The following is a 24,102-nucleotide window of genomic DNA, read 5'->3' on the forward strand; positions in this document are numbered from 1 at the left end:
ATGTACGATTTCGTGGTTGTCGGCGCAGGTCCCGCCGGGTCACGGTTCGCACGGCAGGCCGCAGACGCGGGATACGACGCACTCGTCCTCGAACGGGGACGAGTGGGGACGCCGCTCGCCTGCTCCGGCCACGTAAGCACCGACATCTGGGCGTTCACTCCCGACGGTGCGCGCGACCACCTCCTCCAGAACGAAATCTACGGCGCGCGCTTCCACGTCGGCGGCCCCGACTCGCCTGAACATCCCTTCTACAAGGATACGGTCGTCTCGAACGTCATCGACCGCGTCGGTCTCGACCGCACGCTCGCACGCGCCGCCCGCGATGCGGGCGCGGACGTGCGCGAAGACCACACCGTGACGGACGTCGTCGAACACGGCGAGTACGTGGCCGTGACGGCGAGCACTCCCGACGGAACCGAGACGTTTCGCGGGAAGATGGTCGTCGGCTGCGACGGCCCCGTCTCTCGCGTCCGGCGGGAACTCGGCTTGCCGGAACCGGGCGAGAAGCTACAGGGCGTCCTCGGGTTCGCGCTCGACGCCCACAGCGGAAACTTCGTGGACGTGCATCTCACCGCCCCGAAGTTCTTCGCGTGGCGCATCCCGCGCGGCGAGGCGGGCGTCGAGTACGGACTGGCCGCGCCGCCGGGGAAGAGCGCCCGCGACCTGTTCGACCGCTTCACCGCCGAGTACGACGTGGAGACGGACCACTTCTGCGCGGGGATGATACCTATCGGCCCGCCGCCGCGAGTGACGGCCCACCGGGGATTCCTCATCGGCGATGCCGCCGCCCAGACGAAACCCTTCACCGGAGGCGGCATCCTCTACGGCATGACCGCGGCGGATCACGCGGTTCGAACCGTCGACCCCGACGACCCCGGCACGCTGGCCGACTACGAGCGAGCGTGGCGAACTGACTTGAAAAACGAGATTCGACTGGGCCACTGGGTGCGCCGCGCCTACTCCCTGCCGGAGTCGGTGCAGAGCGTGGGACTCAGGGCTATGTCGGGCGAGATCGGCGTCCACATGGACAGACCCTCCTCGTTCTTCTCGACGGAACACCTGCGGAAACTGCTCAGACGGGCGTAAGGGGTTCTCCCTCTCACTCTGCTGGCAGTAGACGAACGTTATTGACCCCACCGAGACAGTAACGCGACTCCGACGAAGGCGGCGGAGACGCCGACTCCTCCTATTGCCGAGAAAATGGCGTCGTACTCGCGCTCGCACATCCGGGGTTCGCCTTCGAGGACGTAGTACTGCCCGCGATACTCCACGAGAAGCGGAAGTCGCAGGTCGTCTGGACACTCGTCGCGGAGGAATCAGGACTTCGTCACCGCCGCTGATAGGGTGCTCGACGGCCGCCTTTCGGAACACCTCCCGTGCTTTGAGCGAGAGTTCCGAGTAGTTCGTTCGCGGGTACGTGATTGCAAACGGGCCGTCCGTCCGGTCGACGAGGATTTCGGTTCTGTCCGTACAGGGTGGCTCCAAGGGGTCTCCGAGGCCGAGACCGACCGTCCCGGCGAGCACGCCGAAGCTCAGCAACGTGATTACGAACCAGACGTGTCCACTCTCTATAGTGATACCGAAACGACATAACAAATAGTTTCACCCGACGTACCGCTAATACCGCGCGTTCGCGTGCTTCTCATCGTTTCCGCTGTTCAAGACGATCGAAGTCGCGTACCCGCTCATAGGAAAGGAACGAAAGAAACGGGGATGAACTCGTCTTACAGGTCGTACAGTGCACCGTACTTCTCGTTGACGTACTCCACGAAGTAGTCGGCGGTGAACTCCTCGCCGGTGGCCTGCTCGATGAGCTCGTCGGTGGTGTACAGACAGCCGTACCGGTGGACATTGGCGGTGAGCCAGTTGTGGAAGTCGTCGAACTCGCCCTCTCGAATCTGCTCTTCGAGGTCTGGGATGTCCTCCTCGGCGCTGTCGTACAGTTGCGCCGCGAGGACGCTGCCGAGCGAGTAGGTCGGGAAGTAGCCGAAGCTGCCGTGGCTCCAGTGGATGTCCTGTAGACAGCCCTCCGCGTCGGTGTCGGGGCGGATGCCGAGGTACTCCTCGTACTTGTCGTTCCAGAGTTCCGCCACGTCCTCAACCTCGATTTCGCCGCGGATGAGCGCCTTTTCGATCTCGAATCGCACCACAATGTGCATGTGGTACGTGAGTTCGTCCGCCTCGACGCGAATCAGATTGTCCTCGTACACGCGGTTTGCGGCCTCGTACACGTCCTCGACGGAGGCGCCTTCCGCGTCCGGGAAACGCTCCTTGACGGCGGGGAGGAATCGCTCCCAGAAGGCGCGAGATCGACCGACGTGGTTCTCCCAGATGCGGGACTGGGACTCGTGGGCCGTCAGGTCCCGCGACTGGCCGAGCGGCGTCCCGTAGTGTTCGTCCGGCAGTCCCTGCGTGTAGGTCGCGTGGCCGAACTCGTGGATGGTGCTCATCAGCGCGCCGAGGGGGTCTTCCTCGTCGAAGCGCGTCGTCACCCGAGCGTCGAACGTCGTCCCGCTGGAGAACGGGTGGGGCGCAGTGTCGAGTCGGCCGCGATTCCAGTCGTAGCCTAACGTGTCGAGCACGTCGCGCGAGAGTTCTTCCTGCGTCTCCGTGTCGTAGGTGCCCTCGAACGGCGTTGCGAGTTCCACGTCGCTTTCGCGCACCGATTCGATGAGGGGAACGAGTTCGTCGCGGAGGCGGGCGAGCGTCTCCTCCGCGGTCTCGATGCCGAGGTAGGGTTCGTAATCTGCGAACAACACCTCGTAGGGGTCGCTGTCGGGGTCGATATGCTCGGCGTACTCTCGTTTCTGCTCGACCAACTTCTCCAGTGTCGGCGCGAAGATGGAGAAGTCGTCCTCCGCTTTCGCTTCCTTCCACTTCGGCAGCGCCTCGGACGTGGTTCGGGATATCTCCTCGACCAGTTCGCCGGGGACGCGGGTCGCTCGCTCGTAGTCGCGGCGTACTTCCCGCACCACGGCGGCCTGTTCGTCGTCCAACTCCCGCGATTCGAGGTCGTCCAAGTAGTCGCCCATCTCGTCGTCGGTCAGCAGGTCGTGGGCGATCGCCGACAGGGCGGAACGCTGCTGCGACCGGGCGGGCGTGCCGCCTTCGGGCATCATGACCTCCTGATCCCAGCCGAGGATTCCCGCTGCGTTCTGCACGTTCGAGATCCGTTTCACTTTCTGGAGAAACTCCTCGTACGTGGCGTTCTCTGTGGCGGCTTCGGTTGCCATCGTTCGGTGTTTGCTGTCACCGATTATCAATGAATGGGTTTCGGAACGAAACGGTCAGAGTCGCTCCGCCGCGTTGCGGTAGATTCGGTAACAGCGGTGTAACACGTCGACGCTGACGCTCTCGTCTTTCGTGTGCGCTTCGCCGGGTTCCGACGCGCCGCAGACGACGCAGGTCGTCCCGGCCTGCGAGAGCCACCCGGCGTCGGTCGCGTGCGGTTTCGTGACGTGCTCCGGGTCGCCGTCCTGCGCGTCGCGGGCCGCGGAGAGCACCGTCTCGGCGAATTCGGCGTCGTCGCACTCCATCGGTGGTAAGTTCTGTTCGACCGTCCACTCGACGCCCTCGACCTCCTCGACGGTCACGAGGTCGGCGTGTTCGTCGGGGACGGTTCGCTCGTCGACGGTTATCTCGCACGTGTCCGGAATGACGTTCCACGCGCTGCCGCCGTCGATTTCGGTGACTACGACGCTGCCGGAGATGTCGTTGCCGAGCACGGACACCGTCGGAACCTCGCAGTCGCGCACGATGTCGACCGCGTCGCAGGCCCGGTAGATGGCGTTCTTCCCCGCGTCCGGTTCGCTGGCGTGCGCCGCCGTTCCGCTGGCCGTGAGGGTGCTCGCGCGTCTCCCTCGGTGTGCGACCACCACGTCGGTGACGCCCCGTTTCGAGTAGTTCGTGGAACCTTCGGCGACGATGGCGTAGTTCGGGGAGAAGCCGTGACCGATGGCGTGGCGCGCTCCGTTTCCGCCGAGTTCCTCGCCGACGAAGCTGGCGAAAACCAGTTTGCAGGAGGGGTCTGCGTCGCGGAAGGCGAGCATCGACGCGACCACCGAACCTTTCATGTCCGCGGTTCCTCTGCCGTAGAGTCGTCCGTCGCGGCCTTCGACGACGTACTCGCCGTCTTCGACCTGCGACGCGGCCGGCGGCACGACGTCGTGGTGGCCGACCAACGCTAACGATGTATTCGACTCCTGCCGGGCGGCGGCGTCGTCGGACTCCGACTCGGTGCCTATCCTGCGAGCGACGACGTTCCCGACGCCGTCACGAGTTACGTCGGCGTCCGTCTCGGCGCGAAGCCACTCTTCGATGTAATCGCCCGCCGCCATCTCGCCCTCGTGACTCGGAATCGACACGAGGTCGTGGGTCAACTCGACCAGTTCGTCCATGCAGCATCTCAGTTCCTCTAGCGGCTTAGTTCCGCCGTCCTTAGCGACGATTCGACGCCGTCCTCAATCGTAGTGCTCGCGGAGGTAGTCTACGATATCGTCGCTCTCGTACATCGATACTTCTCGGCGGGTGTCGACGAGAAACGGAATCTGGTCGTCTCCTCCTACCGCCTCCAGTTCCGACTGCGCCTGTTCGTTGTTCACGTCGCCCTCGTGCGACCGCGGGTTGTGGACGACGTACGAGAGGCCGAGGTCTTGCATCGCCTGCCGGACGTTCTGAGAATACGGACAGTCTTCCGCTTGATACAGTTCGAGCATACTCGCCCTTCAACCCGAATCTCCGTTAGCGTTGTTGCTCGTCGCTCCCCATCGACGCCGCGAGCGACCACGCGATTCGCATCGGTCGAGCGCGACTCCACGCGACGACGATGACGCCACCGACGAAGTCGAACACCAGATCGAGGATGATATCCTTCATGCCGAACTGGATAAGCACCGCCTTACCACCCACGGCGTTCGCCAGAAGGCCGGATGTGAATTCGAGGACTTCCCAGAGCACGCCGAACGCGAGGGCGAACACGAGCACGAACAGGAATCGGAGTTCGCGGGGGAGTTCGACGCGCTCCGAGTGGAGTTCGACCGCCCGAAGGAAGGCGTAACTGGTGCCGGCGACGATACTGGCCGAGAGCGCGTGGGCGACCGAATCGTACCACGGATACTGTCGGTACGGGCCGAGTATGCCGACCGTGTGTACGAAGACGGCCGCCGTGAGCCACAGCACGAACCCGGCGCTCATCGACACGCCCTTGTCCCGCCGGAGGAACGCCGGAACGAACGTCACGAGCAAGGAGACGCCGCCGTTGACGGCGACACCGACGTTGCCCCGATAGATACCGTAGGCCGTGAGCGCGAGGAGTCCGGCCTGAAGGAGTCGAACGAGACGGCGCTTGTACCGCTTCGGAACGACCATCAGTCACCACCACCGAGCAGGTCGATATCGGTGTCCACCGCCGAGAGGTCGAAGTACAACTGGGAGGCAATACCGGCACCGACGCCCACGCCCGTCGCGGCCACGAAGTCCCACATGAGGGCGTTCTGCGACCGGAGATGCTGCGTTCCGAGTAAGCGGTCGGCGTAGAACTGTGCGACCGCCCAGCCTCCGACCGCGGCCATCGTCGTGAGCGCGACCAGCGTCACCGCGAACCACGGCGCGAGCCTCGCGGACGTGAACGTCGCCAGCTCCACGACGAGCACGAGCGCGATGGCCGAGACGACGAACGAGAGCGCGACGCCGTCCAGCGCGGGCGGCCCGAACGTCCGGACAAATATTGGAAGCACGGCGAACGCCAGCGTCTCCCACGGAAGCATCACTGACGAGTCGCGCGCGGCGAGCGGCGGAACGAGGGCGACGATCACGAGAAGGACGGCGAACCCGGCCCAGAGGGCCTCTCCGAGGACGATCATCGCCGGAATCGACGCCGTCGCCACCGCGACGAACGTCCACGCGAGGCCCGCGTCCCGCTTCGTAACGAGCGCGTCGAGCGCGGTCATACGGGGCGTACATTCGCCATCGGATTCAAATTGGCGCTTCCTCAGCGGGTCTGAACTGCCTTTTCGTCGAAACAGCACTCCAGCAACGTCTCCGCGAGCTGGCAACCGCGATAGCGAACGGTTCCGGTTCGGGCGTCGTAGTCGACCAGCGCCGTGGCGGCGAGTCGGGGGAGGTGGACGTGACGAAGGAGAACTTCGGCGTTCGGCTCGTTTTGGAACACCCCCGCGAGTTCCTCGACTGTTGTGGGTTCGTCCGATGAATCGGATAGGTGGGCCAGGAGGTGATGGCGCTGAGAATCTGACAAAACACTGAACACAGTGTCGAGTGTCGCTGACTCTGAAGCGGACATTATCCCAAGTGGGACGAATATTGCTCTAATAATTGCGCTTGCAAACGCAGGCTACCGGTTTCAGATGCCGCAGTCGTCGGTGAACTCATACTCCTCGCGTCGGTCAAGCTTTCGGTCGATAGCGTCCAGAAGCCACTCGTCTATCGTCTCGTCCGCGCAGTCGGCCTCGATTCGGTCGCGGGTTTCGGCGTCGACGGTGAGTACCAGGTGGGCGTGGCGCATCGAATAGCGTACGGTACGGAGTCCCAAAAGCGTGACTCCCACGCTGAAACCCTTATCAGGCTACCGTCCGAAGTTGCGCGCATGAACGTAGTGCCGGATACGAGCGCCGTCGTCGACGGCCGAATATCCCAGAAAGTCGCTGACGGCGACTTTGCCGGGGCGACGGTACTCATCCCCGAGGCCGTCGTCAGCGAACTGGAATCGCAGGCGAACAGGGGCGAAGAGAGCGGTTGGAACGGGCTGTCGGAACTCCAGCGACTCGCGGACTCCGCTGACGCGGGCGATATCGACCTCGAATACGTCGGCGTCCGACCGAAGCCCGAAGAGCAGGGGTACGCCCACCGGGGCGAGATAGATGCGCTCATCCGCGAACTCGCGGACGAGCACGACGCCACCTTCGTCACCAGCGACCTCGTCCAGAGCGAAGTGGCGCAGGCGAAAGGGCTAGAGGTGGAGTACATCGCGCCGAAGACCCGCGACGTGGGTCGACTCGGCATCGAGGACTACTTCGACGAACAGACGATGAGCGTCCACCTCCGGGCGGACGTCCCGCCGATGGCGAAGCGCGGTGAAATCGGCGAGATGCACTATCAGGAGATCCGCGACGACCCCTCAACCGACGCCCAACTCAAGGAGTACGCCCAGGAGATCGTCCAGAGCGCGAAACAGAGCAACGAGGGGTTCATCGAGATAGACGAACCAGGGATGACCATCGTCCAGTTCCGCGATTACCGCATCGCCATCGCGGAGCCGCCCTTCGCCGACGCGTGGGAGATCACCGCGGTTCGCCCCATCGTCAAGACGAACATGGAGGATTACGAGCACGCCGACGAACTCAAAGGTCGCCTGCTCAAACGCCAGCGCGGCGTCCTCATATCCGGGGCGCCGGGTGCCGGAAAGTCGACGTTTGCGCAGGCCGTGGCGGAGTTCTTGGCGAACAACGACTTCGCGGTGAAGACGATGGAGAAACCGCGCGACCTGCAAGTCGGGCCGGAGATAACGCAGTACACCGCGCTGGCCGGGGAGATGGAGAAGACCGCGGACTCCCTGCTGATGGTGCGCCCCGACTACACCATCTACGATGAGGTTCGGAAGACGGACGACTTCGAGGTGTTCGCCGACATGCGCCTCGCGGGCGTCGGGATGGTCGGCGTCGTCCACGCGACCCGGCCCATCGACGCGCTCCAGCGGCTCATCGGGCGGGTCGAACTCGGCATGATTCCCCAGATAGTGGACACCGTCGTCTACATCGAAGCCGGACAGATAGAGAAGGTGTACGACGTGAAGACGCAGGTCAAGGTGCCCGAGGGCATGATGGAAGAAGACCTCGCGCGTCCGGTCATCCTCGTCGAGGAGTTCGAGACGGGCACGCCAGAGTACGAGATCTACACCTTCAACCGGCAGGTCGTCACGGTTCCGCTTCAGGAGGGCGACCGCGACGAAACCGGCGTCTCCCGCCTCGCCAGACAGGAGATAGAACGCGAGGTTCAATCGGTCGCCCGCGGCCACGTGGACGTCGACCTTCAAGGCCAGAACAGGGCCGTCGTCTACGTGGACGAGAGCGACATCTCCTACGTCATCGGCAAGGGCGGCGGGCGAATCGACGACATCGAGAACCGCCTCGGCATCGACATCGACGTGCGAACCCACGAAGAGAAACCCTCGTCGGTCGGCGACGGCGGGACGGCCGCGACGCCGCGCGGCGACGTGGTGACGCCCGAGATCACCTCGCGGCATGTCATCATCCCGCTCTCCGGCCACGCCGGGGAGACGGTGGAGGTGCAGGCCGACGGCGAGTACCTCTTCACCGCGACGGTCGGACGCGGCGGTGACATCCAAGTCTCACGCGGGAGCGCCATCGCTGAGGAGTTGGAGCGCGCCATCGACAGGGAACACCAGATAACCGTCGTGACGGCGTGAGAAAGGGAAGAAAGTCGGTCGGTTATTCGGCGCACTGGGCGTCCGCGGACTGGTCGGTTTCGACCTCGTTCGGGACGGTTATCTCGTAGAGACTCTGGCGGGCGTCCGCGAAGTAGATGTCCTCTTCGACGACACCGATCTCCTCCAACCGTTCGAGTGCGTATCGAACCGTGCGCGCGGAGAGCATCGATTCGTTCACGATTTGCTTTTGGGTGAGCGACCCCTTGTATTCGAGAACCTTGAAGACGAGTTTCGCACTCGGGGGTAGGTCGTCTATCTCTTTCCGCTCAGTTTGAGACATCATCATTACGAATCGAAACACCCAACCGGCATAAAACTATTGAGAACGAATAACACGGTAACGGTCGGCTCTGTTCGAATAAAATTCCCCCTGAAAGCTTTTGAATACACTCTCCGTGCCGATTCCGGCAGTGTGTCCAGACTGACTTAAAAACGGTGTTGATAATATTTTAACTGTCTCCTTGAAAGCCCTGGACATCACTTCGATGCCGAACGGTTTCCAAATCACCCCTTCCTCGCACGAATGTTTATAAATTATCGAGCGACCAAAGCCGCCGATGCCCGAGAGTATCGAACGAGAACCGCAAAAATCCGACCTACGAGAAGAACTTCAGCAGGTCGTCACGCTTCTGCTCGTGGAGGTGGGTCTTGACGGCCTCGTTCAGCGCGTCGATGTTCCCGCGCTTCGCGCTGATGGGTGTGATGGTGTCCTGCCACTGTTTCCAGGGCGGATGCAGGCCGAGGCGGTCACAGAGGTCGTCCAGTCTCTCGTCCCTGTCGTCCACCTTGTCCATCTTGTTCACCGCGACGACGACCGGAATATCCACGTCTCGGAGGAAGTAGAACATTTCCACGTCGTGCGGAATCTCGTCCTCGCCGGAGTGGCGGTCGATGATATCCACGGCGCTCTTTCCGTCCACGACGAGGACGCCGACGAGGATGTCGTCCGCGTGTTCTTCGACATACTGTACGATGTCGGTCTTGATCTGCTCGCGGCGCTCCTCGGACACGCCGGACATGAATCCGAATCCCGGCAGGTCGGTCAGCATGAAATCCTCGCTGACCCAGTCGAAGTGGTTCGGTTTACGCGTGACGCCGGGTTTGCCGCCCGTCTCGAAGCGGTGCCCCGTCAGCTCGCGCATCAGAGTAGACTTGCCGACGTTCGAACGCCCGACGAACACGATTTCGGCGCTTCTGTCGGGTCGGTTCTCGAACATATTCCCTCCTTTCCTCCCTCGACGCTTAACCGCCATGCTTTGCGTTCGAGCCGTCCCTTATATCACCCTCGGCTTCCCATCGTAAAACGTGCGACTCGTACAGGTTTCTATCCCAACGGGCGAGCGCAAGACCGTCGTCGAGACGCTCGAATCCGAGGGTATCGACTACTTTCTTACCGACGAAGCGGGCGGTCGCAAGTACACTGCGATTGCGGCGTTTCCGCTCCCGCAGAACGCGGTTCAGACGGTCATCGACAAACTCCACGATGCGGGACTGAGCGACGACGCACACACGGTCATCATCGACGCCGAGACGGACACGTCCCGCGAGTTCGAGGAGTTGTCGAAGCGATACGACGCGGAGAGCGGTACCGACCGAATCGCCCGTGACGATAATCCTCACGCGGGCGCGGGAGCTGTCGCCCCGGCTCCGAACGTTCGTCTTCATGACCGTCGTGAGCGCCATCGTCGCAACGGCGGGAATGCTCATCGACTCGCCCGCCGTGGTGGTCGGGTCGATGGTCATCGCCCCGCTGGTCGGCCCGGCGCTCTCCGCGGGCGTCGGTACCGTGCTGAACGACCAGGGGCTGTTTCGCCGCGGCGTGAAACTACAGATATTCGGTGTCGTCGTCGCCATCGCCAGCTCGACCATCTTCGCCCTCGTCGTACGATATCTCTACCTCTTCCCGCCGAACACCGACGTTACGTCGATCTCCCAGATAAGCGGGCGATTGACGCCCGATTTCCTCTCGCTCATCGTCGCCCTCGGTGCCGGGGCGGCGGGCGTCGTAAGCCTCGCGGCGGGCGTGTCCGTCGCGCTCGTCGGTGTCATGATCGCGGCGGCGCTCATCCCGCCCGTCGCGGCGGTCGGTATCGGCATCGCGTGGTGGCGACCGACTATCGCGCTCGCCGCGAGCGTCCTCGTGCTGGTGAACGTACTCTCCATCAACCTCTCGGCCATCGTGACGCTCCAGTACATGGGGTATCGACCGAAAAGCTGGTTCCAAGTGGAACGCACTCAGACGGAAATGGTTCGCCGAATTGGCGTTCTCGTCGTCGGCATCGCCCTACTTTCCATCTTTCTCGGCGGTGTGACCTACTCGTCCTATCAGAGCGCACAGTTCGAGGAACAGACAAACGATGCGGTCGAATCAGTCCTCAACGACTCCCAGTACCGGCAGGCCGAGAAGATCGACCTGCAAGTGCAGTATCGAGGTGGACTTCCGATGGGGAACAGCGCGTACGCCCGCAGTCTCCCGTTCCGCCAACCCGACCGCGTCGTGGTGACCGTGGGACGACCGGCGGACGGTCGCTACCCTCTACTCGCAGATAGGTTACACGACCGAATCGAACGCCGAACCGGACAAGATGTCGCGGTGCAGGTTCGATACGTCGAAACCGACGAAGTTTCGGCCTAACTATTTGTCACTCGCCGACGTTTTCCTGCCTCCATGTGACGCGCACTCATCGCGGCGTTGGGGGTTGCTATCCTACTTGCTTCCGTAGGATGGGGACTGCTGGCGGTGCGACGCAGACAGAGAACAGTACGAGTACGACGATTCGCGTCTCGGCGGTCGGTGAAGTTCAAGCGGAACCGGATCAAGCGCTCGTGCGAGTCGCGATTGTCCAGTCCGCGGACGACGCCGAAACGGTTCGCACGCGACTCGCCCGGAACGCCTCGCAGATGCGGGAGGCGCTTCGAGAAGTCGGCGTCGGCGACGACCGGATTCGAACCGTCGCGTTCGACATCAGCGAAGACCGCGACGAAGAGGGGGCTCCGTCCGGATTTCGCGGTGTTCACGCGTTCGAGATAACGCTGAATGACACCTCGCGTGTGGGTCGGGTCGTGGATACGACGGTGAAAAACGGCGCGAACGAAGTCGATGGCGTCGCGTTCACGCTCTCGGACGCTCGCCGCGACGAACTCCGAACGCGGGCGCTTCAGAGCGCGGTGAACGGCGCACGCGCCGACGCGGAAATCATCGCAGATGCGGAGAATCTGTCGATAACCGGCGTCAGAAACGCCTCGACCGTAGAGTCGTCGTTCGTTCCCGCCGAAGCCGAGACGACCGCGGTGGCCGACGCTGGCGGGAAGACGGAAGTCGAGTCCGGGCCGGTGACGGTGGCAGTACAAGTGACGGTGACCTACGAGGCGCGCCCCGGATAGCGGCCTGAACGCTTTTGTTCCGGTGTGTGGTTGTGCCCTCGTGCGTCTGATACACGTTTTCATCCCGGAGGAACGACAGGAGGCCGTTCTAGGGGTGCTCGACGATCGAGACGTAGATTACGTCGTCATCACCGCGTCAGGCGTCGCCGACGGCGGAATGCTGATCGAGTTTCCGCTTCCGACCGACGCCGTCAGCGACGTGCTCGGACGGCTTCACGAAGCTGGTCTGGACGAGGAGTCGTACATCGTCGTCGGCACCGCGGAGACCGCGGAAACGGCCACGATGGAACTGCTGGAGCATAGGTACGCGAGCGATTTCTCGCCGTTGGCGACCAACGAACTCCGGTCGAAGTCGCGGGATATGTCGCGCGACCCGTACTCGTTCGTCTGGATGATCGTCCTGTCGGCGGTCATCGCCGCCGGAGGGTTGCTTGCCGACTCGCCCGCCGTGGTGGTCGGGTCGATGGTCATCGCCCCGCTGGTCGGCCCCATCCTCACGACCGGCGTTGGCGTCGTCACGGGCGACCGGAAGATGGTCGCCGACAGCGTCAAGTTCCAGGTGGGCGGTCTCGTCGTGGCGATCGTCGCCGCGACGCTGTTCGGTTTCCTCCTCCGCCTGACCGGGTTCGCACCCGTCGGCCTCGACGTATCCTCTCTGGAGTTGGTGACCGTCCGCCTCGCGCCGACGTTCATCACGGTCACCATCGGTCTCGCGGCGGGGTCTGCCGCCGCGTTCGCGCTCACCACGGAAGGCCCGACCGCGCTCGTTGGCGTGATGATCGCGGCGGCGCTCTTGCCGGGGGCGGCGACGGTCGGTATCGCCCTCGTCTGGGGGGCGCTCGTCGTGGCGCTCGGTGCGACACTCCTGTTGGCGGTGACCATCGTCGCCATTAACGCCGCCGTCATTGTCACGCTCCGCTATCTCGGTTACCGTTCCGCTGAGGGCGATTCGAGCGTATTGCCAAGCGCCCTGCGAGTCGTCGCTCTGATCGTTTTGGTCGCCATCATCGGTGGCGTTCTCTTCGGGACGTACCAGCAACTATCGTTCGAGCGAGAGACGACGAGCGCGGTCGAGGACGTGCTCAGCCGTCCGGCCTATGGCGGACTCGACGTGGTGGCGATTCGAACCGAGTACGACGCGCTCGGCGGGTCTCGAACCGTCACCGTGACGCTGAGCCGAACGTCGAACCGGTCGTATCCTTCTCTCGCCCGAGACGTTCAACGTCGCATCGCCGCCCGAACCGGTCGCTCGCCCGAGGTTCGAGTTCGCTATCGGGATTATCAGGTCGCGGAGCCGGGTTCCAGCTACCCCTCGAACGGGAGTTCGGGTTCGTAGCCGATGGCTTCGACCGCGGCGTCGAGCGTCTCGGTGACGTTCTCGTCCTCCTCGATGCTCATGAACAGATCCGCATCCACGTCGGTCGAGAGGTCGGCCTTGTTGCAGACGGTGAGGACGGGCACATCGCCGAACTGTTCCTCGACGGAATCGCGGAGTTCGAGCTGTGCGTCGAGGGGGAAACCGCAGTAGGCGCTCGCGTCGACGATGAATAGGATGCAGTCGGCGAGGTGGGTGAGCGCCGAGACCGCCTGGGATTCGATGGCGTTTCGCTCGTCGGCGGGGCGGTCGAGCAGACCGGGGGTGTCCACGATCTGGTAGCGGATGTGGTCGCGCTCGAAGTGGCCAACTCGGACGCCCTTGGTCGTGAAGGGGTACTCTGCGATCTCGTTGCGGGCGTGCGTCACGCTGTTGACGAACGACGACTTCCCGACGTTGGGATAGCCCGCGACGACGACGGTGGGGTCGTCGGGGGAGATGTCGGGGAGTTTGCGGAGGTCGTTTCGCGCCGCGCCGACCCGGTCTAAGTCGGCTTCGACTTCCTCGACCACGTCCGCGAGACGGGCGAACCCCTGTTTGCGAACCTTGCGAGCGTAGTCGATGTCGCCGCGGAGTTTTCCCTGATACTCGCGTCCGATCTCCTTCGTCTTCCGGGAGGCCCACTGGATCTCGGAGAGGCTCTTTCGAACTTCGTCCACGTCCACCACGGCGTCCGCGAGTTCGTAGTAGAAGGGGTCTACCTCGCGGAAGTCGGGCCACGACGTGACGACGTTCTGGAGGTTGTCGGAGAGGACGTTCGAGGCGGTCTGGAGCATTGACTGTTGGGCTTGGACGCCGCTTTTGGCCCGCCCCGCTCGCGCCGCCCGCGAGAACGCCTTGTCGATGAGTTCCTCCGACGTGGGCGTCGTCGGCAAGGTCTCGAAAATCATAGTCCCTCGTATGACTTCCCTCCTTAAAAGGCCGTCCATAGCGTTGTTCGGCCGATTTCGGCGGGAGGCTTTTGCTCACCCGTCCCGTATCCTTTTGTCATGACCGATTGGTACGCGGTCTTCGTCGGGTTCGTCGTGTCGGTGCTCGCGGGAATCGTCGCGTTCGCCATCCCCGGAATCGGCCACGTCGGAGCGGGACTCGTCGGCGGGTTCACGGCGGGCTACGTCGCGGGCGGCGGATTGGGTCGGGGCTTTTGGCACGGCCTGCTCGCCGGGGCGCTCGGCGGAATCGTCGTCGCGCTCTTCCTCGGTTTCGCCGGAACCGTAATCGGCGGACTGATGGGCGGCCCTCCCGGGTCGCTGTTCGGCGGGGTCGGCGTCTTTCTGGCCGCCGTCTTCGTCGCGCTCCTGTTGGCGCTCGACAGCGCGGTCGGCGGCGCGGTCGGCGGCGTGCTGAAAGGACGGTAGCGGGAAGGAGCGGAAATCAGTAGCGTCGAAGGAGTGGCGGTGCCGAAAGGACAGCCGTTTTCCGCCGGCGGGTCGAACCACCACCATGGCCCACATCGACGCCAACACGGTACTTCCGGCGGAGCACATCCAGCAGGCGGTCGCCTCGGGGCGAGTCTCGCAGTTACACCGCGGCGACCGGTACGCCGACCAAGGCGACACCTTCGACATCGACGGCGAGACGTTCGAGGTGGTCGAGGTCACCGAGCGAACACTGGGCGATTTGACCGACGAAGACGCGCGGGCCGAGGGGTCGGAGAACTTGGACGCGTACCGGGAGCGACTAAACCAAGCCCACGAACACTTCGAGTGGGACGACGACGCGACGGTGTACCGACACCGATTCGAGCGAGCGGAGTAGCTAAGAATCGTTTCACGTTATCCGACCGCCCAGCCGCGGAGAGCACACACCGACCGAGTACGCGAAACGCGCGAGCCTAGCGAGGGCTTTCGGGGAGAACTCAAGCGTCCTGTCTGTGATTCGACCCGCGAAAAAGAACTCCCGAACCTAGCGTCGTTCGGCCAACTCCGACCGTAAATCCGCCAAATCCATGTCCTTCATCGCCAGCAGGACGAGCAGGTGGTAGACGATGTCGGCGCTCTCGTGGGCGATTTCCTCGCGGTCGTCGTCCTTCGCGGCCAGTACGAGTTCCGTCGTCTCCTCGCCCAGTTTTTCGAGGACGGCGTTTTGTCCTTTCTCGTGGGTGAACAGCGACGCGGTGTACGACTCCTCGGGGAGCGTCTCCTTCCGGTCTTCGATGACGGCGAAGAGGTCGTCCAGCACGTCGCTCATGGACCGATCTGGGCGACTTCCCGGATATCCTGTAGCTCGTCGAACTGGGCGCGCTCCTGCTGGCCGTGTTCGAACACCTCCTCTGCGACTTCGATGGGTGCGCCCGTGCGGGACGCCAACGCCAGCGAGTCGCTCGGTCGGGCGTCCACGACCTCGTGGCCGCGCGGCGTCTGGATGTGCAGATCGGCGATGTAGGTGTTGTCTTCGAGTTCGCTGACGACCACGCGCTCGATTCGTCCCCCGAGTTCCTCCATCACATCGAGCAGGAGGTCGTGGGTCAGCGGTCGCCCGATGTCCTCGGCTTCCATGCCCCGGGCGATGCTGACGCCCTCCTCGAAGCGGATGAAGATGGGGAGGATGTCGTCGCCGTCGTTCGGCGCGAGCACGACCACGGGGAGCGGACCTTCGCCCGTCGCGGCGACGCGCACCGCGTCGATTGAAACGTTCATACCGGAACCGAAGCGGGCCAGCGCCAAAAACTTGCTCACCGCTCTTCGCCTGTATCCTCCTCACCTCGATCATACGGACAGAGAGACGCTCTGTCCCGTGCTCGCTCCGTCGTCGCTCACGAGACCTTCGTTCGCTCGGCTGCCGTGCGTCGCTGGCAACCGTCAGTGCAGCGGGAGATCGCCGGTCACCCGGTCTACGAGGTCGTCTTCCGCCGGACCAACTGCCAGCGTCGTGACCGTTCCGGGGTCGAGTTGGGTGTGTCCCGCGTCGCGGACGACCGCGTGGGGCAGACCCTCCGCCCGCGCTTTCTCCGCGAGGCGGAAGATCTCGCTCTCACCGCTGGCTTTCAGGACGACCTTCTTCTGTCCCTCTCCCTTCCATCGCTTTCGCGCTCGGCGACCTGTATCCTCGTAGGCTGAGAGGGAAGCGTGGGCGACCTGTGCCGCGAGTTTCCCCTCGCCCATACCGATGTCGGTGCGGGCGACGATGGCCTGCTTCATGGTCGTGTGTCGGGGGGATGGAGTAAAACGCTGGCTACTCGATTTGGGACATTCTTTATCTGCGACAGTAAACGGGGAGCATGCTCGGCGACGCCCTCTGCAATCCCGACCGCTTCTTCCGCGAGCGGACGCCGAAACTGGCGTTCCCGCAGACACTCGCCGTCGTCTTTCTCGTCACCCTGGTCACGACCGCGTCGGTCGGCGTCATGGGCTGGTGGCTCAGCCAGCGGATCACGGCGACGACGCTGGTCGACAACCCTGACCGACCGACCGCCTGAACCGTTCTGTGATAGAACTTTCGTATCCTCGACGATAAACTTCTCCGAGGGCTGTAACCAGCCGAAACGGATCTCCGTCTCCGTCGGCGACCTGCTCTGGCGAGCGTTCAGCGATATGTACCCGATCATCTTCGTCAGCGTCCTCGTCGTCTGGTTCGTCCACGGTGCGGCGCTTCACGTCGTGTGATTGTTCGCGGGTGGAAACGGGTCGCTACTCGACACCCTCGGCGTCGCGGCGTGGGGGATGGTTCCGAGAGTCTTCCAAACGTCGGTCGGCGTCGTGCTGTTCTACTTCGCGGTTCGGAACGCGACCTTGGACGGAAACGTCGCGGTGCTTGCCGAACAGATCAGATCGTTGACCGCGACCACGACCGGCGGAAACGTACTCCTGTCGGCGCTCGTCACCGTCTGGCAGTGGTTCATCTGGAGCTACGGTCTGAAACACGCGGAACCTCCCGATTTCGGACGCGACGGTCACCGCCGGCGTCGTCGCGCTATTCTCGTTCGGCCTCTCGCTCCTCGGTTCCGTCTGACGACCGGTGGGTCTTTACTCACCCCCGCCCGTTCTACCGACATGATACTCTCCGACGCCGACATCGCTCGCCGCCTCAACTCGGGCGACCTCGTCGTGGAACCGATAGACGAACCGGAGCTACAGATTCAACCGGCGAGTATCGACCTCCGACTCGGCAAGGAGTTCTTGGAGTTCAAGCGCACGAACATCCCCTGCATCCACCCCGACAGCGAGCAGGAAGTCGAGAGCTACGTCGCGGAAACCGTCGTGGAGGAGGGAGACGAGTTCATTCTCCACCCCGGTGACTTCGTGCTCGGAACGACGAAGGAGCGCGTCGAGATTCCGGCGGATCTGCTGGCCCACGTCGAAGGGCGCTCGTCGCTCGGTCGACTCGCGGTCGTCGTCCACGCCACGGCGGGGGTCGTCGACCCGGGCTACCGCGGGCAGATAACGCTCGAATTGTCGAATCTCGGCACCGCCCCTGTCGCGCTGACGCCCGGAACGCGCATCTCGCAGCTCATCTTTACGGAGCTCAAAACCCCGGCAGAGCGCCCCTACGGCTCCGAGCGCGGGTCGAAGTACCAAGATCAAGCCGGCCCGCAGGCGTCACGAATCGGCAGTGACCACGAGTACGGGGGTGAGCAGATGTGAGATTCGCCGAGGAGATCGTCGTCGATGAGTTCCTCCCGACGTTTCGCTCGATGCTCGCCGAAGACCTCCGAGAGCGCGGACTGACCCAGAGCGAGGTGGCCGACGCCCTCGGCATCAGCCAGAGCGCCGTCTCGAAGTACGCCCACGGCGACGTGGCGCAGAACGCCCGAATCCGCGAAGACGAGCGAATCGTGCGCCTCGTGGACGAAATCGGCGAGGGGCTGGCGACGGGAAGCATGAGTCGAGTACAGGCGCTTGTGGAGGTGGAGGTGCTCATCCGGCGACTCGAAGACCACGACCTCATCTCGCAACTGCACGAAGAGCGGATGCCGGAGCTCAAGGGCCACGGCGGCGATTTCAACGTCCACGACCCGAACGACGAACTCCGGGCGACGGAGCGCGTCCTCTCGTCCGTGCGCCGAGGACTCCGCGCCGTCGAACAGGCGGGGGGCTTTGCATCGCTCATTCCGGCGGTCGGGTCGAACCTCTGCGAGTGTCTCCCCGGTGCCGACGGCATCGACGACGTTGCGGGCGTTCCGGGTCGCATCTTCGACGTGAAGGGGCGAGCGACCATTCCCGCGGAGCCAGAGTTCAGCGTCAGCGAACACGTCGCCTCCATCCTGCTCGCGGTGCGGAGCCACGGCGTCGATGCTCGCGCCGCGCTCAACGTTCGGTACGACCCCGACATCGTCGCGCGACTCGAAGACCTCGGGTACGAAACCGCGGAGTTCGACGCCAAGTACGACAATCTCAGCGAGGCGGTCGGTGCTGCTCTGGACGAGACCCCCGACGCGACGGTGCTCTATCACACCGGCGGCTACGGTATCGAACCGATCACCTACATCCTCGCCGACAGCGCGGAAGACGCCGCGGAAATCGCTCGGAAGCTCGCCTGAACGCTTCGCCCGCGCTCACACCGTCGTTCGTTCGCCCTGTCGCACCTCTCGAACGATGTCATCGGCCAACACGTCGTCGCGCCCACTTCGAAGGTCGTCGACTTGTTCCGCGAACGAGACGAGTTCCGTGACGGCCCGTTCGCGGCTCTCGACCCGGCCGACGGGGCGAGCCGTCGTGAACCGATTGCCGATGCTGTCCACCAGTTCGAGCTCCCACTCGCCCGCAATCGTCGCTTTCACCGCCCGCACCGCGATGTTCGCGTCCCGATGCCGGAGTCCGATCTCGTCGCCACGGAGGGGTGACCGCTCCCATTCGGTGGGGATATCTCCGCTATCGGGCAGTGGTGGCATATCCTATTGTTTGCCGGCCAGTCGGGTGTGCACCGTGCCTGCCTGTGCGGGTCGTTTATGCCACGAGGTCGAACTGACACACACAAAGTATATACTAGTTTGGTCTCACTATTCAGATACCTCGGGTAGGGGTACACGAGATATGTTTTTATAGAACAGACTGCTCAGCTGCGGGTCTAGAGACGTTCAACCCCGCGCTTCGACGATTATCTCGTCGTCTTCGATTCGCTCGACTCCGTCCTCCGAGAGGGCGAACGTGTTCTCGTCGCTTCCGCCGGCGCCGAGTTCGGTCTTCATCTCCTCGACCACAGCCGGTTCGGCTTCGACGTGCGCCGTCCCGTGCCGTACATCTTCGACGATACCGAGCTGAGTTCCGTCGGCGTCCACGACGCGCTTTCCTTCCTCGTCCTTGGTGAGGTCGACCGTCATGGAATAAAACCCGCCGCGCGTGGCCTTCAGGGCTGTGGCCGTTTCGTTCTCGCGGACGGATGGTCGCCGACACATCTCGGTCAAAAATCCCCATCCGGCGTCACGTACCCTTCCATGAAAGGGGGCAATACTTTCGTCCGCTGTGCGCCTGCTTAGCATATGAACCTCCGGGACGCCTTCGACGCCCCCGCTCCCGCGATCATCCTCGCGGAGGGGGCGTTCGGAACGATGGACGGCAAGACGGCCAACGGGGTCGTGATGCACAGCGAACTGTTCGACGCGCGGGCGGTCATCGACTCGACCCACGCCGGGGAGGATGCCGGTGTCGTTCTCGACCGACCGGACGTCGGCGACGTTCCCATCGTCGACTCCACAAGCGACGCGCTCGAACGCGCACCGAACGCCGAAGTGCTCGTCATCGGCGTGGCACCCGCCGGCGGTGCGCTCCCCGACGAGTGGGTCGAAGATATCGAGGCGGCCGTCCGCGCTGGGGTGGATGTGGTGTCCGGCCTCCACGTCTTCCTCTCCGAACGGGAATCGTGGCGGAACCTCGCGGGCAAACACGACGCACGCCTCTTCGACGTGCGAAAACCGCCGGAGGACGACACCCTCCGGGTGGGTGACGGGCGGGTCGACGAGACGGACGCCGACGTCGTGTTGACCGCCGGAACCGACTGCGCGGTCGGAAAACGCACGACGACGTTCGAACTCTATCGCGCCGCGAAGCGCGCCGGACTGAACGCGGGGTGGGTCGCCACCGGCCAGACCGGAATCATGGTCGGCGCGCATCGCGGCGTCGTCATCGACCGCGTCCCCGCCGATTTCACCGCGGGCGTCGTCGAAGACCTCGTTCACGCCGTCGCCGAGGAACACGACATCGTCTTCGTCGAAGGGCAGGCCGCGCTCACCCACCGCGCCTACTCGGGCGTCACGCTCGCGCTCCTCCACGGCGCGTGGCCCGATGCCGTGGTGCTGGCCGACCAACCCGACCGCGACGGGAGAACCCACTTCGAACAGTGGTCGGTCGCGGGCGTCGAACGGGAACTCGACCTCGTGGAAGCGCTCTCGGACGCGACCGTCGCCGCCGTCTCAACGTGGGCCGACCCGGCGGAGATCGACTACCCCGTCCCCGCCGCGAACGTCTACGACGAGGGCGGGTCGGACGACCTCCTCGCCGCGGTTCGGGCGGTTCTATGAGAATCGAACGCGTCTCGGTCGAACCGCTCGACCTGCCCCTCCGCGAACCGTTCGAAATCTCGCTCGGCACGCAATATCACGCGAACAACCTGCTCGTGACGGTCGAAACCGACGGCGCGACGGGGTACGGCGAAGGTTCGCCGCTCACTCACGTCACCGGCGAGACGCAGGAAGCGGCCCTCGCAACTGCTCGGACCGCCGCCGACTTGATAGACGGGCGGAATCTCGCCGACTACCGCGACCTCGTCTCGGAGGTTCGGGCGACGTTTCCCGGCATGGTGTCGGCGCTGTTCGCGGTCGAAACCGCGATTCTGGACGCCTACTGTCGGGAGCGCGGGATGCCGCTCTCCGAACTGTTCGGCGGGTCGCCGAGGCCCGTCACCACCGACCTCACCGTCCCCATCCTTCCGCCGGACGAGGCGAGAGGGCGGGCGGAGCACGCGGTGGCGGAGGGGTTCGACCGCCTGAAAGTGAAGACCGGGACGACAGTCGAAGACGACGTGGCGCGGGTCGCCGCGGTTCACGAGGGCGCGCCCGACGTGGAACTGACGGTGGACGCGAACCAGGGCTGGACGCCGAAGGAGACGGCCCGATTCGCAAACGAACTCGAATCGCAGGGAATCGACCTCTTGCTCGTCGAACAGCCGGTTCCGGCGGAGGACGTGGTCGGCCTCGCACGAGTGCGCGAGGCGGTGTCGGTTCCCGTCGCCGCCGACGAATCGGTGTTCGCGCCCGAGGACGCGATTCGAGTCGTCCGCGAGGACGCCGCGGACGTGATAAACGTCAAACTCGGCAAATCCGGATTGCTGGCGGCGCGCGACATCGCAGCCATCGCCGAGGCCGCGAACGTCGAACTGATGGTCGGTTGCATGCTCGAAAGCGCGGTCGGCATCCACGCCAGCGCGCACGTCGTCTCGGGCGTCGGGTCGTTCTCGCACGTCGATCTGGACGGGAATCTCTTACTCGCGGAAGACGTGATCTCCTCGGAGCGCGGGCCGACCATCGATGTCTTCGGGCCGGGGCACGGTATCGCGCCCGAGTAGTTCGAACCCCAGCGATTCGCCCGAGCGCCCGCGCGAATCGCTATCATTCGACAGTCGTGTCAGCGTTTGAAAACCCCTTTACGCTCGGATGGCCGACTCCGGCCTAATGAGTTACAAGATCGGTCTGGTCGGGAAGCCCTCGGTGGGCAAATCGACCTTCTTCAACGCCGCGACGATGAACGACGTGCCGGAGGGCGCGTACCCCTTCACGACCATCGACCCCTCCGTCGGCGAAGCCTACGTCCGGGTGAACTGCGCCGCACCCGAGTTCGAGGAGTCCTGCACCCCCAGCGTCGGATTCTGCGAGGAAGGAACTCGCTACGTCCCCACGAAACTCGTGGACGTGGCCGGTCTGATTCCCGGCGCACACGAGGGGAAGGGCCTCGGCAATCAGTTCCTCACCGACCTGAACGAAGCCGACGTGTTGGTGCACGTCGTAGACTTCTCCGGCCAGACCGACATTGAGGGCGAACCGACCGAGGGCCACGACCCTCGCGAGGACATCGCGTTCCTCGAAAACGAACTCGACATGTGGTACGCGGAGATACTGGACAAGGGTATCGAACGCTATCGATCGGGCTACGACGGCGACGAGAAACACGTCGAGGAAGACCTCGCCGAGCAGATGAGCGCGTTCAAGACGAACAAGGACGAGATAAAGCAGATCATCCTCTCGCTCGGCCTCGAACTCGACCCCGAGAAGTGGGGGGACGACGACCGCGAAGCGCTGGCCCGTGAGATCCGCAAGCGCACCAAACCGATGGTCATCGCGGCGAACAAGATGGACACGCCCGAAGCACGGGCGAACTTCGAGGAGATTACGTCCGACCCCGACTACGACCACCTCACCGTCGTCCCCGCTAGCGCGCACGCCGAGAAGGCGCTGAAGAAGGCCGATGAGCGGGGCGTCGTCGAGTACGACGCGGGCGACGCCGACTTCGAGATAACGGGCGACGTAAGCGAGGAGCAGGAAGCGGGATTGGAACAGATTCGGGAGTTCACCGCGGAGTTCGGCGGCACGGGCGTCCAGCGCGCCATCGAAGCCGCGCTGTTCGACGAACTGAACCTCATCGTAGTGTTCCCGGGTTCCGCCAACGGAAGCGCCAGCGAGAAGGGCGTCTTCCGCGACTGCTTCCTCCTCCCTGGCGGTTCGACGGCGGAGGATTTCGCCTACCACCTCCACAGCGACATCGGCGAGGGATTCCTGCACGGCATCGACTGCCGGAGTAAGCGCCAGATCGGATCGAGTTCGGAGTTAAACCACCGGTCGGTCGTGGAAATCGTCTCGACGAATCAGTGATGCGATAGGGGGCGTCCACAACTATCGAGCGAGACCGGACGCGTTCGAAGTCGGTGCTGCAAACTGACCGACTGCAACTTCTTCGTAGCGACGTTACCGGGAGATTCCCCGGCCCTCGGATTCGATGACCCGTTCGACCTCGTCGAGCGTCAACACTGCCATGTCGCCGGGGATGGTTCGTTTGAGGGCGGCGGTCGCCGCGCCGTATTCGAGGGCGGTCGGTACGTCTTTGCCCGCGAGTCGCTGGGCGAGAAACGCCCCGACAAAGGCGTCGCCGGTTCCTATCGGATCGACCGTCTCGGTGTCGAAGGCCGACTGGGCTATCACCTCGTCGTCGTGAAGCGCCAGCACTCCGTCGGCACCGCGAGTCACGATGACGGTCTCGAAGTCCCAATCGGCGGCGAGTCCGCGAGCGATTTCGTCGACGCCGCCCGACCGGTCGAGCACGTCGCGGGCGTCGCGCTCCGCCGTCACGAGCACGTCGACCATCGGAAAGAGGTTGGTCAGGCTGGCTTGTGCTTCGGCGGGCGACCAGAGCTTCGAACGATAGTTCACGTCGAAGGCGGTCGTCGTCCCGGCGTCCTGCGCGTCGGCGAGCACCTCGCCGACGGTCGATTCCAGAGTGGGCGAGAGGGCGGGGGTGATTCCGCTGGTGTAGAAGAGGCGAGCGTCTCGGACGGCGTCCAGCGGTACGTCGGCGGGGCGGGTCGTCGTGACCGCGGCGTCGGCGCGGTCGTAGATGACGTTCGTCCCGCGTGGCTCGGTACCGTATTCGAGGTAGTACACGCCCTGTCGGCCCTCGTCGCTCCACGCGATTTCGGTGTCGATGCCATACTGGCGGAGGCCCGCGACCACGCGCCGTCCGAGGGGCGAGTCCGGAAGCTTCGAGAACCACGTCGCCGCCGCCCCGAGTCGATGGGCGGCGATAGCGACGTTGCTCTCCGCGCCCGCGGCCCGGAGTTCGAGGGTGGCCGTGCTCTCGATTCGCTCGTAGTCGGGGGGCGAGAGACGCAACATCGTCTCGCCAAACGTCACGATATCGGTCATGTCCACGAGATTGGCCGCGGGAATCATAGTTCGCCC

At 64.1% G+C, this 24,102-nt stretch carries 30 protein-coding genes and 1 pseudogene; 14 read left to right on the forward strand and 17 right to left on the reverse strand.

What is annotated here, in order from left to right; genetic code table 11:
- On the forward strand, nucleotides 1-1,086 hold the full coding sequence (locus LIW51_RS00865) for a geranylgeranyl reductase family protein (protein WP_227375378.1): 1,086 nt from the start codon (nucleotides 1-3) through the stop codon (nucleotides 1,084-1,086).
- Between the two features lie 38 nt (nucleotides 1,087-1,124).
- Here LIW51_RS00865 and LIW51_RS00870 read toward each other — a convergent pair whose 3' ends face one another.
- Nucleotides 1,125-1,271 (reverse strand): hypothetical protein, encoded by a 147-nt coding sequence (locus tag LIW51_RS00870; RefSeq protein ID WP_227375379.1) that lies wholly within the window; start codon nucleotides 1,269-1,271, stop codon nucleotides 1,125-1,127.
- 73 nt (nucleotides 1,272-1,344) lie between these two features.
- On the opposite strand from LIW51_RS00870, the gene LIW51_RS00875 reads away from it, so the two are divergent.
- A complete protein-coding gene (locus tag LIW51_RS00875) occupies nucleotides 1,345-1,593 on the forward strand; it encodes a hypothetical protein (RefSeq protein WP_227375380.1) in 249 nt (82 codons plus the stop codon).
- 131 nt (nucleotides 1,594-1,724) lie between these two features.
- On the opposite strand, the gene LIW51_RS00880 is transcribed toward LIW51_RS00875, so the two are convergent.
- The 7 genes from LIW51_RS00880 to LIW51_RS00910 all read right to left on the reverse strand — a co-directional run bounded on the left by LIW51_RS00880 (nucleotide 1,725) and on the right by LIW51_RS00910 (nucleotide 6,520).
- Nucleotides 1,725-3,233 carry a carboxypeptidase M32 gene (locus LIW51_RS00880; RefSeq protein WP_227375381.1) on the reverse strand — a complete coding sequence of 503 codons (1,509 nt, stop codon included), beginning with the start codon at nucleotides 3,231-3,233 and terminating at the stop codon, nucleotides 1,725-1,727.
- Between the two features lie 54 nt (nucleotides 3,234-3,287).
- Complete coding sequence (locus tag LIW51_RS00885; RefSeq protein ID WP_227375382.1) at nucleotides 3,288-4,397, reverse strand: M20 family metallopeptidase; 1,110 nt, start codon at nucleotides 4,395-4,397, stop codon at nucleotides 3,288-3,290.
- Between the two features lie 63 nt (nucleotides 4,398-4,460).
- A complete protein-coding gene (locus tag LIW51_RS00890) occupies nucleotides 4,461-4,715 on the reverse strand; it encodes a glutathione S-transferase N-terminal domain-containing protein (RefSeq protein ID WP_227375383.1) in 255 nt (84 codons plus the stop codon).
- 25 nt (nucleotides 4,716-4,740) lie between these two features.
- Nucleotides 4,741-5,367 carry a DUF2238 domain-containing protein gene (locus tag LIW51_RS00895; RefSeq protein ID WP_227375384.1) on the reverse strand — a complete coding sequence of 209 codons (627 nt, stop codon included), beginning with the start codon at nucleotides 5,365-5,367 and terminating at the stop codon, nucleotides 4,741-4,743.
- The gene (locus tag LIW51_RS00900; RefSeq protein ID WP_227375385.1) at nucleotides 5,367-5,948 is read right to left on the reverse strand and encodes a hypothetical protein; all 582 of its coding nucleotides are present in this window, start codon (nucleotides 5,946-5,948) and stop codon (nucleotides 5,367-5,369) included. The genes LIW51_RS00895 and LIW51_RS00900 overlap by 1 nt, the downstream gene beginning before the upstream one ends.
- Before the next feature lie 41 nt (nucleotides 5,949-5,989).
- Nucleotides 5,990-6,298, reverse strand: coding sequence for a DUF7344 domain-containing protein (locus LIW51_RS00905; RefSeq protein WP_227375386.1), 309 nt, complete (start codon nucleotides 6,296-6,298; stop codon nucleotides 5,990-5,992).
- A 60-nt stretch (nucleotides 6,299-6,358) separates the two neighbouring features.
- On the reverse strand, nucleotides 6,359-6,520 hold the full coding sequence (locus LIW51_RS00910; RefSeq protein ID WP_227375387.1) for a hypothetical protein: 162 nt from the start codon (nucleotides 6,518-6,520) through the stop codon (nucleotides 6,359-6,361).
- Nucleotides 6,521-6,601: 81 nt separating this feature from the next.
- Here LIW51_RS00910 and LIW51_RS00915 point away from each other — a divergent pair, with 81 nt between their 5' ends.
- Nucleotides 6,602-8,440 (forward strand): PINc/VapC family ATPase, encoded by a 1,839-nt coding sequence (locus tag LIW51_RS00915; protein WP_227375388.1) that lies wholly within the window; start codon nucleotides 6,602-6,604, stop codon nucleotides 8,438-8,440.
- 22 nt (nucleotides 8,441-8,462) lie between these two features.
- Here LIW51_RS00915 and LIW51_RS00920 read toward each other — a convergent pair whose 3' ends face one another.
- Both LIW51_RS00920 and engB read right to left on the reverse strand, forming a co-directional pair.
- Complete coding sequence (locus LIW51_RS00920; RefSeq protein ID WP_227375389.1) at nucleotides 8,463-8,741, reverse strand: MarR family transcriptional regulator; 279 nt, start codon at nucleotides 8,739-8,741, stop codon at nucleotides 8,463-8,465.
- A gap of 316 nt (nucleotides 8,742-9,057) precedes the next feature.
- Nucleotides 9,058-9,678 (reverse strand): GTP-binding protein EngB, encoded by a 621-nt coding sequence (engB, locus tag LIW51_RS00925; protein WP_227375390.1) that lies wholly within the window; start codon nucleotides 9,676-9,678, stop codon nucleotides 9,058-9,060.
- Nucleotides 9,679-9,766: 88 nt separating this feature from the next.
- On the opposite strand from engB, the pseudogene LIW51_RS00930 reads away from it, so the two are divergent.
- The 3 genes and pseudogenes from LIW51_RS00930 (at nucleotide 9,767) to LIW51_RS00940 (ending at nucleotide 13,181) form a co-directional block, all read left to right on the forward strand.
- A pseudogene (locus tag LIW51_RS00930) lies at nucleotides 9,767-11,096 on the forward strand (TIGR00341 family protein).
- Between the two features lie 89 nt (nucleotides 11,097-11,185).
- Nucleotides 11,186-11,845 carry an SIMPL domain-containing protein gene (locus tag LIW51_RS00935; protein WP_227375391.1) on the forward strand — a complete coding sequence of 220 codons (660 nt, stop codon included), beginning with the start codon at nucleotides 11,186-11,188 and terminating at the stop codon, nucleotides 11,843-11,845.
- Nucleotides 11,846-11,885: 40 nt separating this feature from the next.
- The gene (locus tag LIW51_RS00940) at nucleotides 11,886-13,181 is read left to right on the forward strand and encodes a TIGR00341 family protein (RefSeq protein WP_227375392.1); all 1,296 of its coding nucleotides are present in this window, start codon (nucleotides 11,886-11,888) and stop codon (nucleotides 13,179-13,181) included.
- Here LIW51_RS00940 and LIW51_RS00945 read toward each other — a convergent pair.
- Nucleotides 13,151-14,110, reverse strand: a complete 960-nt coding sequence (locus tag LIW51_RS00945) for an NOG1 family protein (protein ID WP_227375393.1) — start codon at nucleotides 14,108-14,110, stop codon at nucleotides 13,151-13,153. The genes LIW51_RS00940 and LIW51_RS00945 overlap by 31 nt on opposite strands.
- 99 nt (nucleotides 14,111-14,209) lie before the next feature.
- On the opposite strand from LIW51_RS00945, the gene LIW51_RS00950 reads away from it, so the two are divergent.
- Nucleotides 14,210-14,578 carry a DUF5518 domain-containing protein gene (locus tag LIW51_RS00950; RefSeq protein WP_227375394.1) on the forward strand — a complete coding sequence of 123 codons (369 nt, stop codon included), beginning with the start codon at nucleotides 14,210-14,212 and terminating at the stop codon, nucleotides 14,576-14,578.
- An 85-nt stretch (nucleotides 14,579-14,663) separates the two neighbouring features.
- Nucleotides 14,664-14,978, forward strand: a complete 315-nt coding sequence (locus LIW51_RS00955; protein WP_227375395.1) for an ASCH domain-containing protein — start codon at nucleotides 14,664-14,666, stop codon at nucleotides 14,976-14,978.
- 147 nt (nucleotides 14,979-15,125) lie between these two features.
- Here LIW51_RS00955 and hisE read toward each other — a convergent pair whose 3' ends face one another.
- The 3 genes from hisE to pth2 all read right to left on the reverse strand — a co-directional run bounded on the left by hisE (nucleotide 15,126) and on the right by pth2 (nucleotide 16,360).
- The gene (gene hisE / locus LIW51_RS00960; protein ID WP_227375396.1) at nucleotides 15,126-15,410 is read right to left on the reverse strand and encodes a phosphoribosyl-ATP diphosphatase; all 285 of its coding nucleotides are present in this window, start codon (nucleotides 15,408-15,410) and stop codon (nucleotides 15,126-15,128) included.
- On the reverse strand, nucleotides 15,407-15,859 hold the full coding sequence (locus tag LIW51_RS00965; protein ID WP_227375397.1) for a bifunctional nuclease family protein: 453 nt from the start codon (nucleotides 15,857-15,859) through the stop codon (nucleotides 15,407-15,409). Before LIW51_RS00965 ends, hisE begins: the two co-directional genes overlap by 4 nt.
- Nucleotides 15,860-16,021: 162 nt before the next feature.
- A complete protein-coding gene (gene pth2 / locus LIW51_RS00970) occupies nucleotides 16,022-16,360 on the reverse strand; it encodes a peptidyl-tRNA hydrolase Pth2 (protein ID WP_227375398.1) in 339 nt (112 codons plus the stop codon).
- 80 nt (nucleotides 16,361-16,440) lie between these two features.
- On the opposite strand from pth2, the gene LIW51_RS00975 reads away from it, so the two are divergent.
- From LIW51_RS00975 to LIW51_RS00985, 3 genes are all read left to right on the forward strand, one after another.
- A complete protein-coding gene (locus LIW51_RS00975; protein WP_227375399.1) occupies nucleotides 16,441-16,638 on the forward strand; it encodes a hypothetical protein in 198 nt (65 codons plus the stop codon).
- A gap of 574 nt (nucleotides 16,639-17,212) precedes the next feature.
- Nucleotides 17,213-17,803, forward strand: coding sequence for a dCTP deaminase (gene dcd, locus LIW51_RS00980; RefSeq protein WP_227376697.1), 591 nt, complete (start codon nucleotides 17,213-17,215; stop codon nucleotides 17,801-17,803).
- The gene (locus LIW51_RS00985; RefSeq protein ID WP_227375400.1) at nucleotides 17,800-18,699 is read left to right on the forward strand and encodes a thiamine-phosphate synthase family protein; all 900 of its coding nucleotides are present in this window, start codon (nucleotides 17,800-17,802) and stop codon (nucleotides 18,697-18,699) included. The genes dcd and LIW51_RS00985 overlap by 4 nt, the downstream gene beginning before the upstream one ends.
- Before the next feature lie 15 nt (nucleotides 18,700-18,714).
- On the opposite strand, the gene LIW51_RS00990 is transcribed toward LIW51_RS00985, so the two are convergent.
- Nucleotides 18,715-19,050, reverse strand: a complete 336-nt coding sequence (locus LIW51_RS00990; protein WP_227375401.1) for a hypothetical protein — start codon at nucleotides 19,048-19,050, stop codon at nucleotides 18,715-18,717.
- 186 nt (nucleotides 19,051-19,236) lie between these two features.
- The gene (locus LIW51_RS00995; RefSeq protein WP_227375402.1) at nucleotides 19,237-19,554 is read right to left on the reverse strand and encodes a PRC-barrel domain-containing protein; all 318 of its coding nucleotides are present in this window, start codon (nucleotides 19,552-19,554) and stop codon (nucleotides 19,237-19,239) included.
- An 84-nt stretch (nucleotides 19,555-19,638) separates the two neighbouring features.
- Between LIW51_RS00995 and LIW51_RS01000 the strand changes: the two genes are divergently transcribed.
- From LIW51_RS01000 to LIW51_RS01010, 3 genes are all read left to right on the forward strand, one after another.
- Complete coding sequence (locus tag LIW51_RS01000) at nucleotides 19,639-20,676, forward strand: N-acetyltransferase DgcN family protein (protein ID WP_227375403.1); 1,038 nt, start codon at nucleotides 19,639-19,641, stop codon at nucleotides 20,674-20,676.
- Complete coding sequence (locus LIW51_RS01005) at nucleotides 20,673-21,719, forward strand: dipeptide epimerase (RefSeq protein WP_227375404.1); 1,047 nt, start codon at nucleotides 20,673-20,675, stop codon at nucleotides 21,717-21,719. Before LIW51_RS01000 ends, LIW51_RS01005 begins: the two co-directional genes overlap by 4 nt.
- 106 nt (nucleotides 21,720-21,825) lie before the next feature.
- Entirely contained in the window at nucleotides 21,826-23,019 is a 1,194-nt protein-coding gene (locus tag LIW51_RS01010) for a redox-regulated ATPase YchF (protein WP_227375405.1), read from the forward strand.
- A gap of 93 nt (nucleotides 23,020-23,112) precedes the next feature.
- Here the strand turns inward: LIW51_RS01010 and kdgK1 are convergent, their stop codons facing one another.
- Nucleotides 23,113-24,066, reverse strand: a complete 954-nt coding sequence (kdgK1, locus tag LIW51_RS01015) for a bifunctional 2-dehydro-3-deoxygluconokinase/2-dehydro-3-deoxygalactonokinase (RefSeq protein WP_227376698.1) — start codon at nucleotides 24,064-24,066, stop codon at nucleotides 23,113-23,115.
- Nucleotides 24,067-24,102 lie beyond the last annotated feature (36 nt).

The organism is Haladaptatus halobius, assembly GCF_020618475.1.
Classification (GTDB): domain Archaea; phylum Halobacteriota; class Halobacteria; order Halobacteriales; family Haladaptataceae; genus Haladaptatus; species Haladaptatus halobius.

Coding starts and splice junctions, on each gene's coding strand:
- LIW51_RS00900 (WP_227375385.1), bottom strand. CDS start 5,948: ATGACCGCGCTCGACGCGCTCGTTACGAAGCGGGACGCGGGCCTCGCG.
- LIW51_RS00895 (WP_227375384.1), bottom strand. CDS start 5,367: ATGGTCGTTCCGAAGCGGTACAAGCGCCGTCTCGTTCGACTCCTTCAG.
- LIW51_RS00880 (WP_227375381.1), bottom strand. CDS start 3,233: ATGGCAACCGAAGCCGCCACAGAGAACGCCACGTACGAGGAGTTTCTC.
- LIW51_RS01000 (WP_227375403.1), top strand. CDS start 19,639: ATGAACCTCCGGGACGCCTTCGACGCCCCCGCTCCCGCGATCATCCTC.
- LIW51_RS00955 (WP_227375395.1), top strand. CDS start 14,664: ATGGCCCACATCGACGCCAACACGGTACTTCCGGCGGAGCACATCCAG.
- LIW51_RS00935 (WP_227375391.1), top strand. CDS start 11,186: ATGGGGACTGCTGGCGGTGCGACGCAGACAGAGAACAGTACGAGTACG.
- LIW51_RS00990 (WP_227375401.1), bottom strand. CDS start 19,050: ATGCCACCACTGCCCGATAGCGGAGATATCCCCACCGAATGGGAGCGG.
- LIW51_RS00965 (WP_227375397.1), bottom strand. CDS start 15,859: ATGAACGTTTCAATCGACGCGGTGCGCGTCGCCGCGACGGGCGAAGGT.
- LIW51_RS00865 (WP_227375378.1), top strand. CDS start 1: ATGTACGATTTCGTGGTTGTCGGCGCAGGTCCCGCCGGGTCACGGTTC.
- LIW51_RS01005 (WP_227375404.1), top strand. CDS start 20,673: ATGAGAATCGAACGCGTCTCGGTCGAACCGCTCGACCTGCCCCTCCGC.
- LIW51_RS00905 (WP_227375386.1), bottom strand. CDS start 6,298: ATGTCCGCTTCAGAGTCAGCGACACTCGACACTGTGTTCAGTGTTTTG.
- LIW51_RS00885 (WP_227375382.1), bottom strand. CDS start 4,397: ATGGACGAACTGGTCGAGTTGACCCACGACCTCGTGTCGATTCCGAGT.
- engB (WP_227375390.1), bottom strand. CDS start 9,678: ATGTTCGAGAACCGACCCGACAGAAGCGCCGAAATCGTGTTCGTCGGG.
- LIW51_RS00975 (WP_227375399.1), top strand. CDS start 16,441: ATGCTCGGCGACGCCCTCTGCAATCCCGACCGCTTCTTCCGCGAGCGG.
- LIW51_RS00915 (WP_227375388.1), top strand. CDS start 6,602: ATGAACGTAGTGCCGGATACGAGCGCCGTCGTCGACGGCCGAATATCC.
- LIW51_RS00950 (WP_227375394.1), top strand. CDS start 14,210: ATGACCGATTGGTACGCGGTCTTCGTCGGGTTCGTCGTGTCGGTGCTC.
- dcd (WP_227376697.1), top strand. CDS start 17,213: ATGATACTCTCCGACGCCGACATCGCTCGCCGCCTCAACTCGGGCGAC.
- LIW51_RS01010 (WP_227375405.1), top strand. CDS start 21,826: ATGAGTTACAAGATCGGTCTGGTCGGGAAGCCCTCGGTGGGCAAATCG.
- LIW51_RS00910 (WP_227375387.1), bottom strand. CDS start 6,520: ATGCGCCACGCCCACCTGGTACTCACCGTCGACGCCGAAACCCGCGAC.
- hisE (WP_227375396.1), bottom strand. CDS start 15,410: ATGAGCGACGTGCTGGACGACCTCTTCGCCGTCATCGAAGACCGGAAG.
- LIW51_RS00890 (WP_227375383.1), bottom strand. CDS start 4,715: ATGCTCGAACTGTATCAAGCGGAAGACTGTCCGTATTCTCAGAACGTC.
- kdgK1 (WP_227376698.1), bottom strand. CDS start 24,066: ATGACCGATATCGTGACGTTTGGCGAGACGATGTTGCGTCTCTCGCCC.
- LIW51_RS00920 (WP_227375389.1), bottom strand. CDS start 8,741: ATGTCTCAAACTGAGCGGAAAGAGATAGACGACCTACCCCCGAGTGCG.
- LIW51_RS00995 (WP_227375402.1), bottom strand. CDS start 19,554: ATGTGTCGGCGACCATCCGTCCGCGAGAACGAAACGGCCACAGCCCTG.
- pth2 (WP_227375398.1), bottom strand. CDS start 16,360: ATGAAGCAGGCCATCGTCGCCCGCACCGACATCGGTATGGGCGAGGGG.
- LIW51_RS00945 (WP_227375393.1), bottom strand. CDS start 14,110: ATGATTTTCGAGACCTTGCCGACGACGCCCACGTCGGAGGAACTCATC.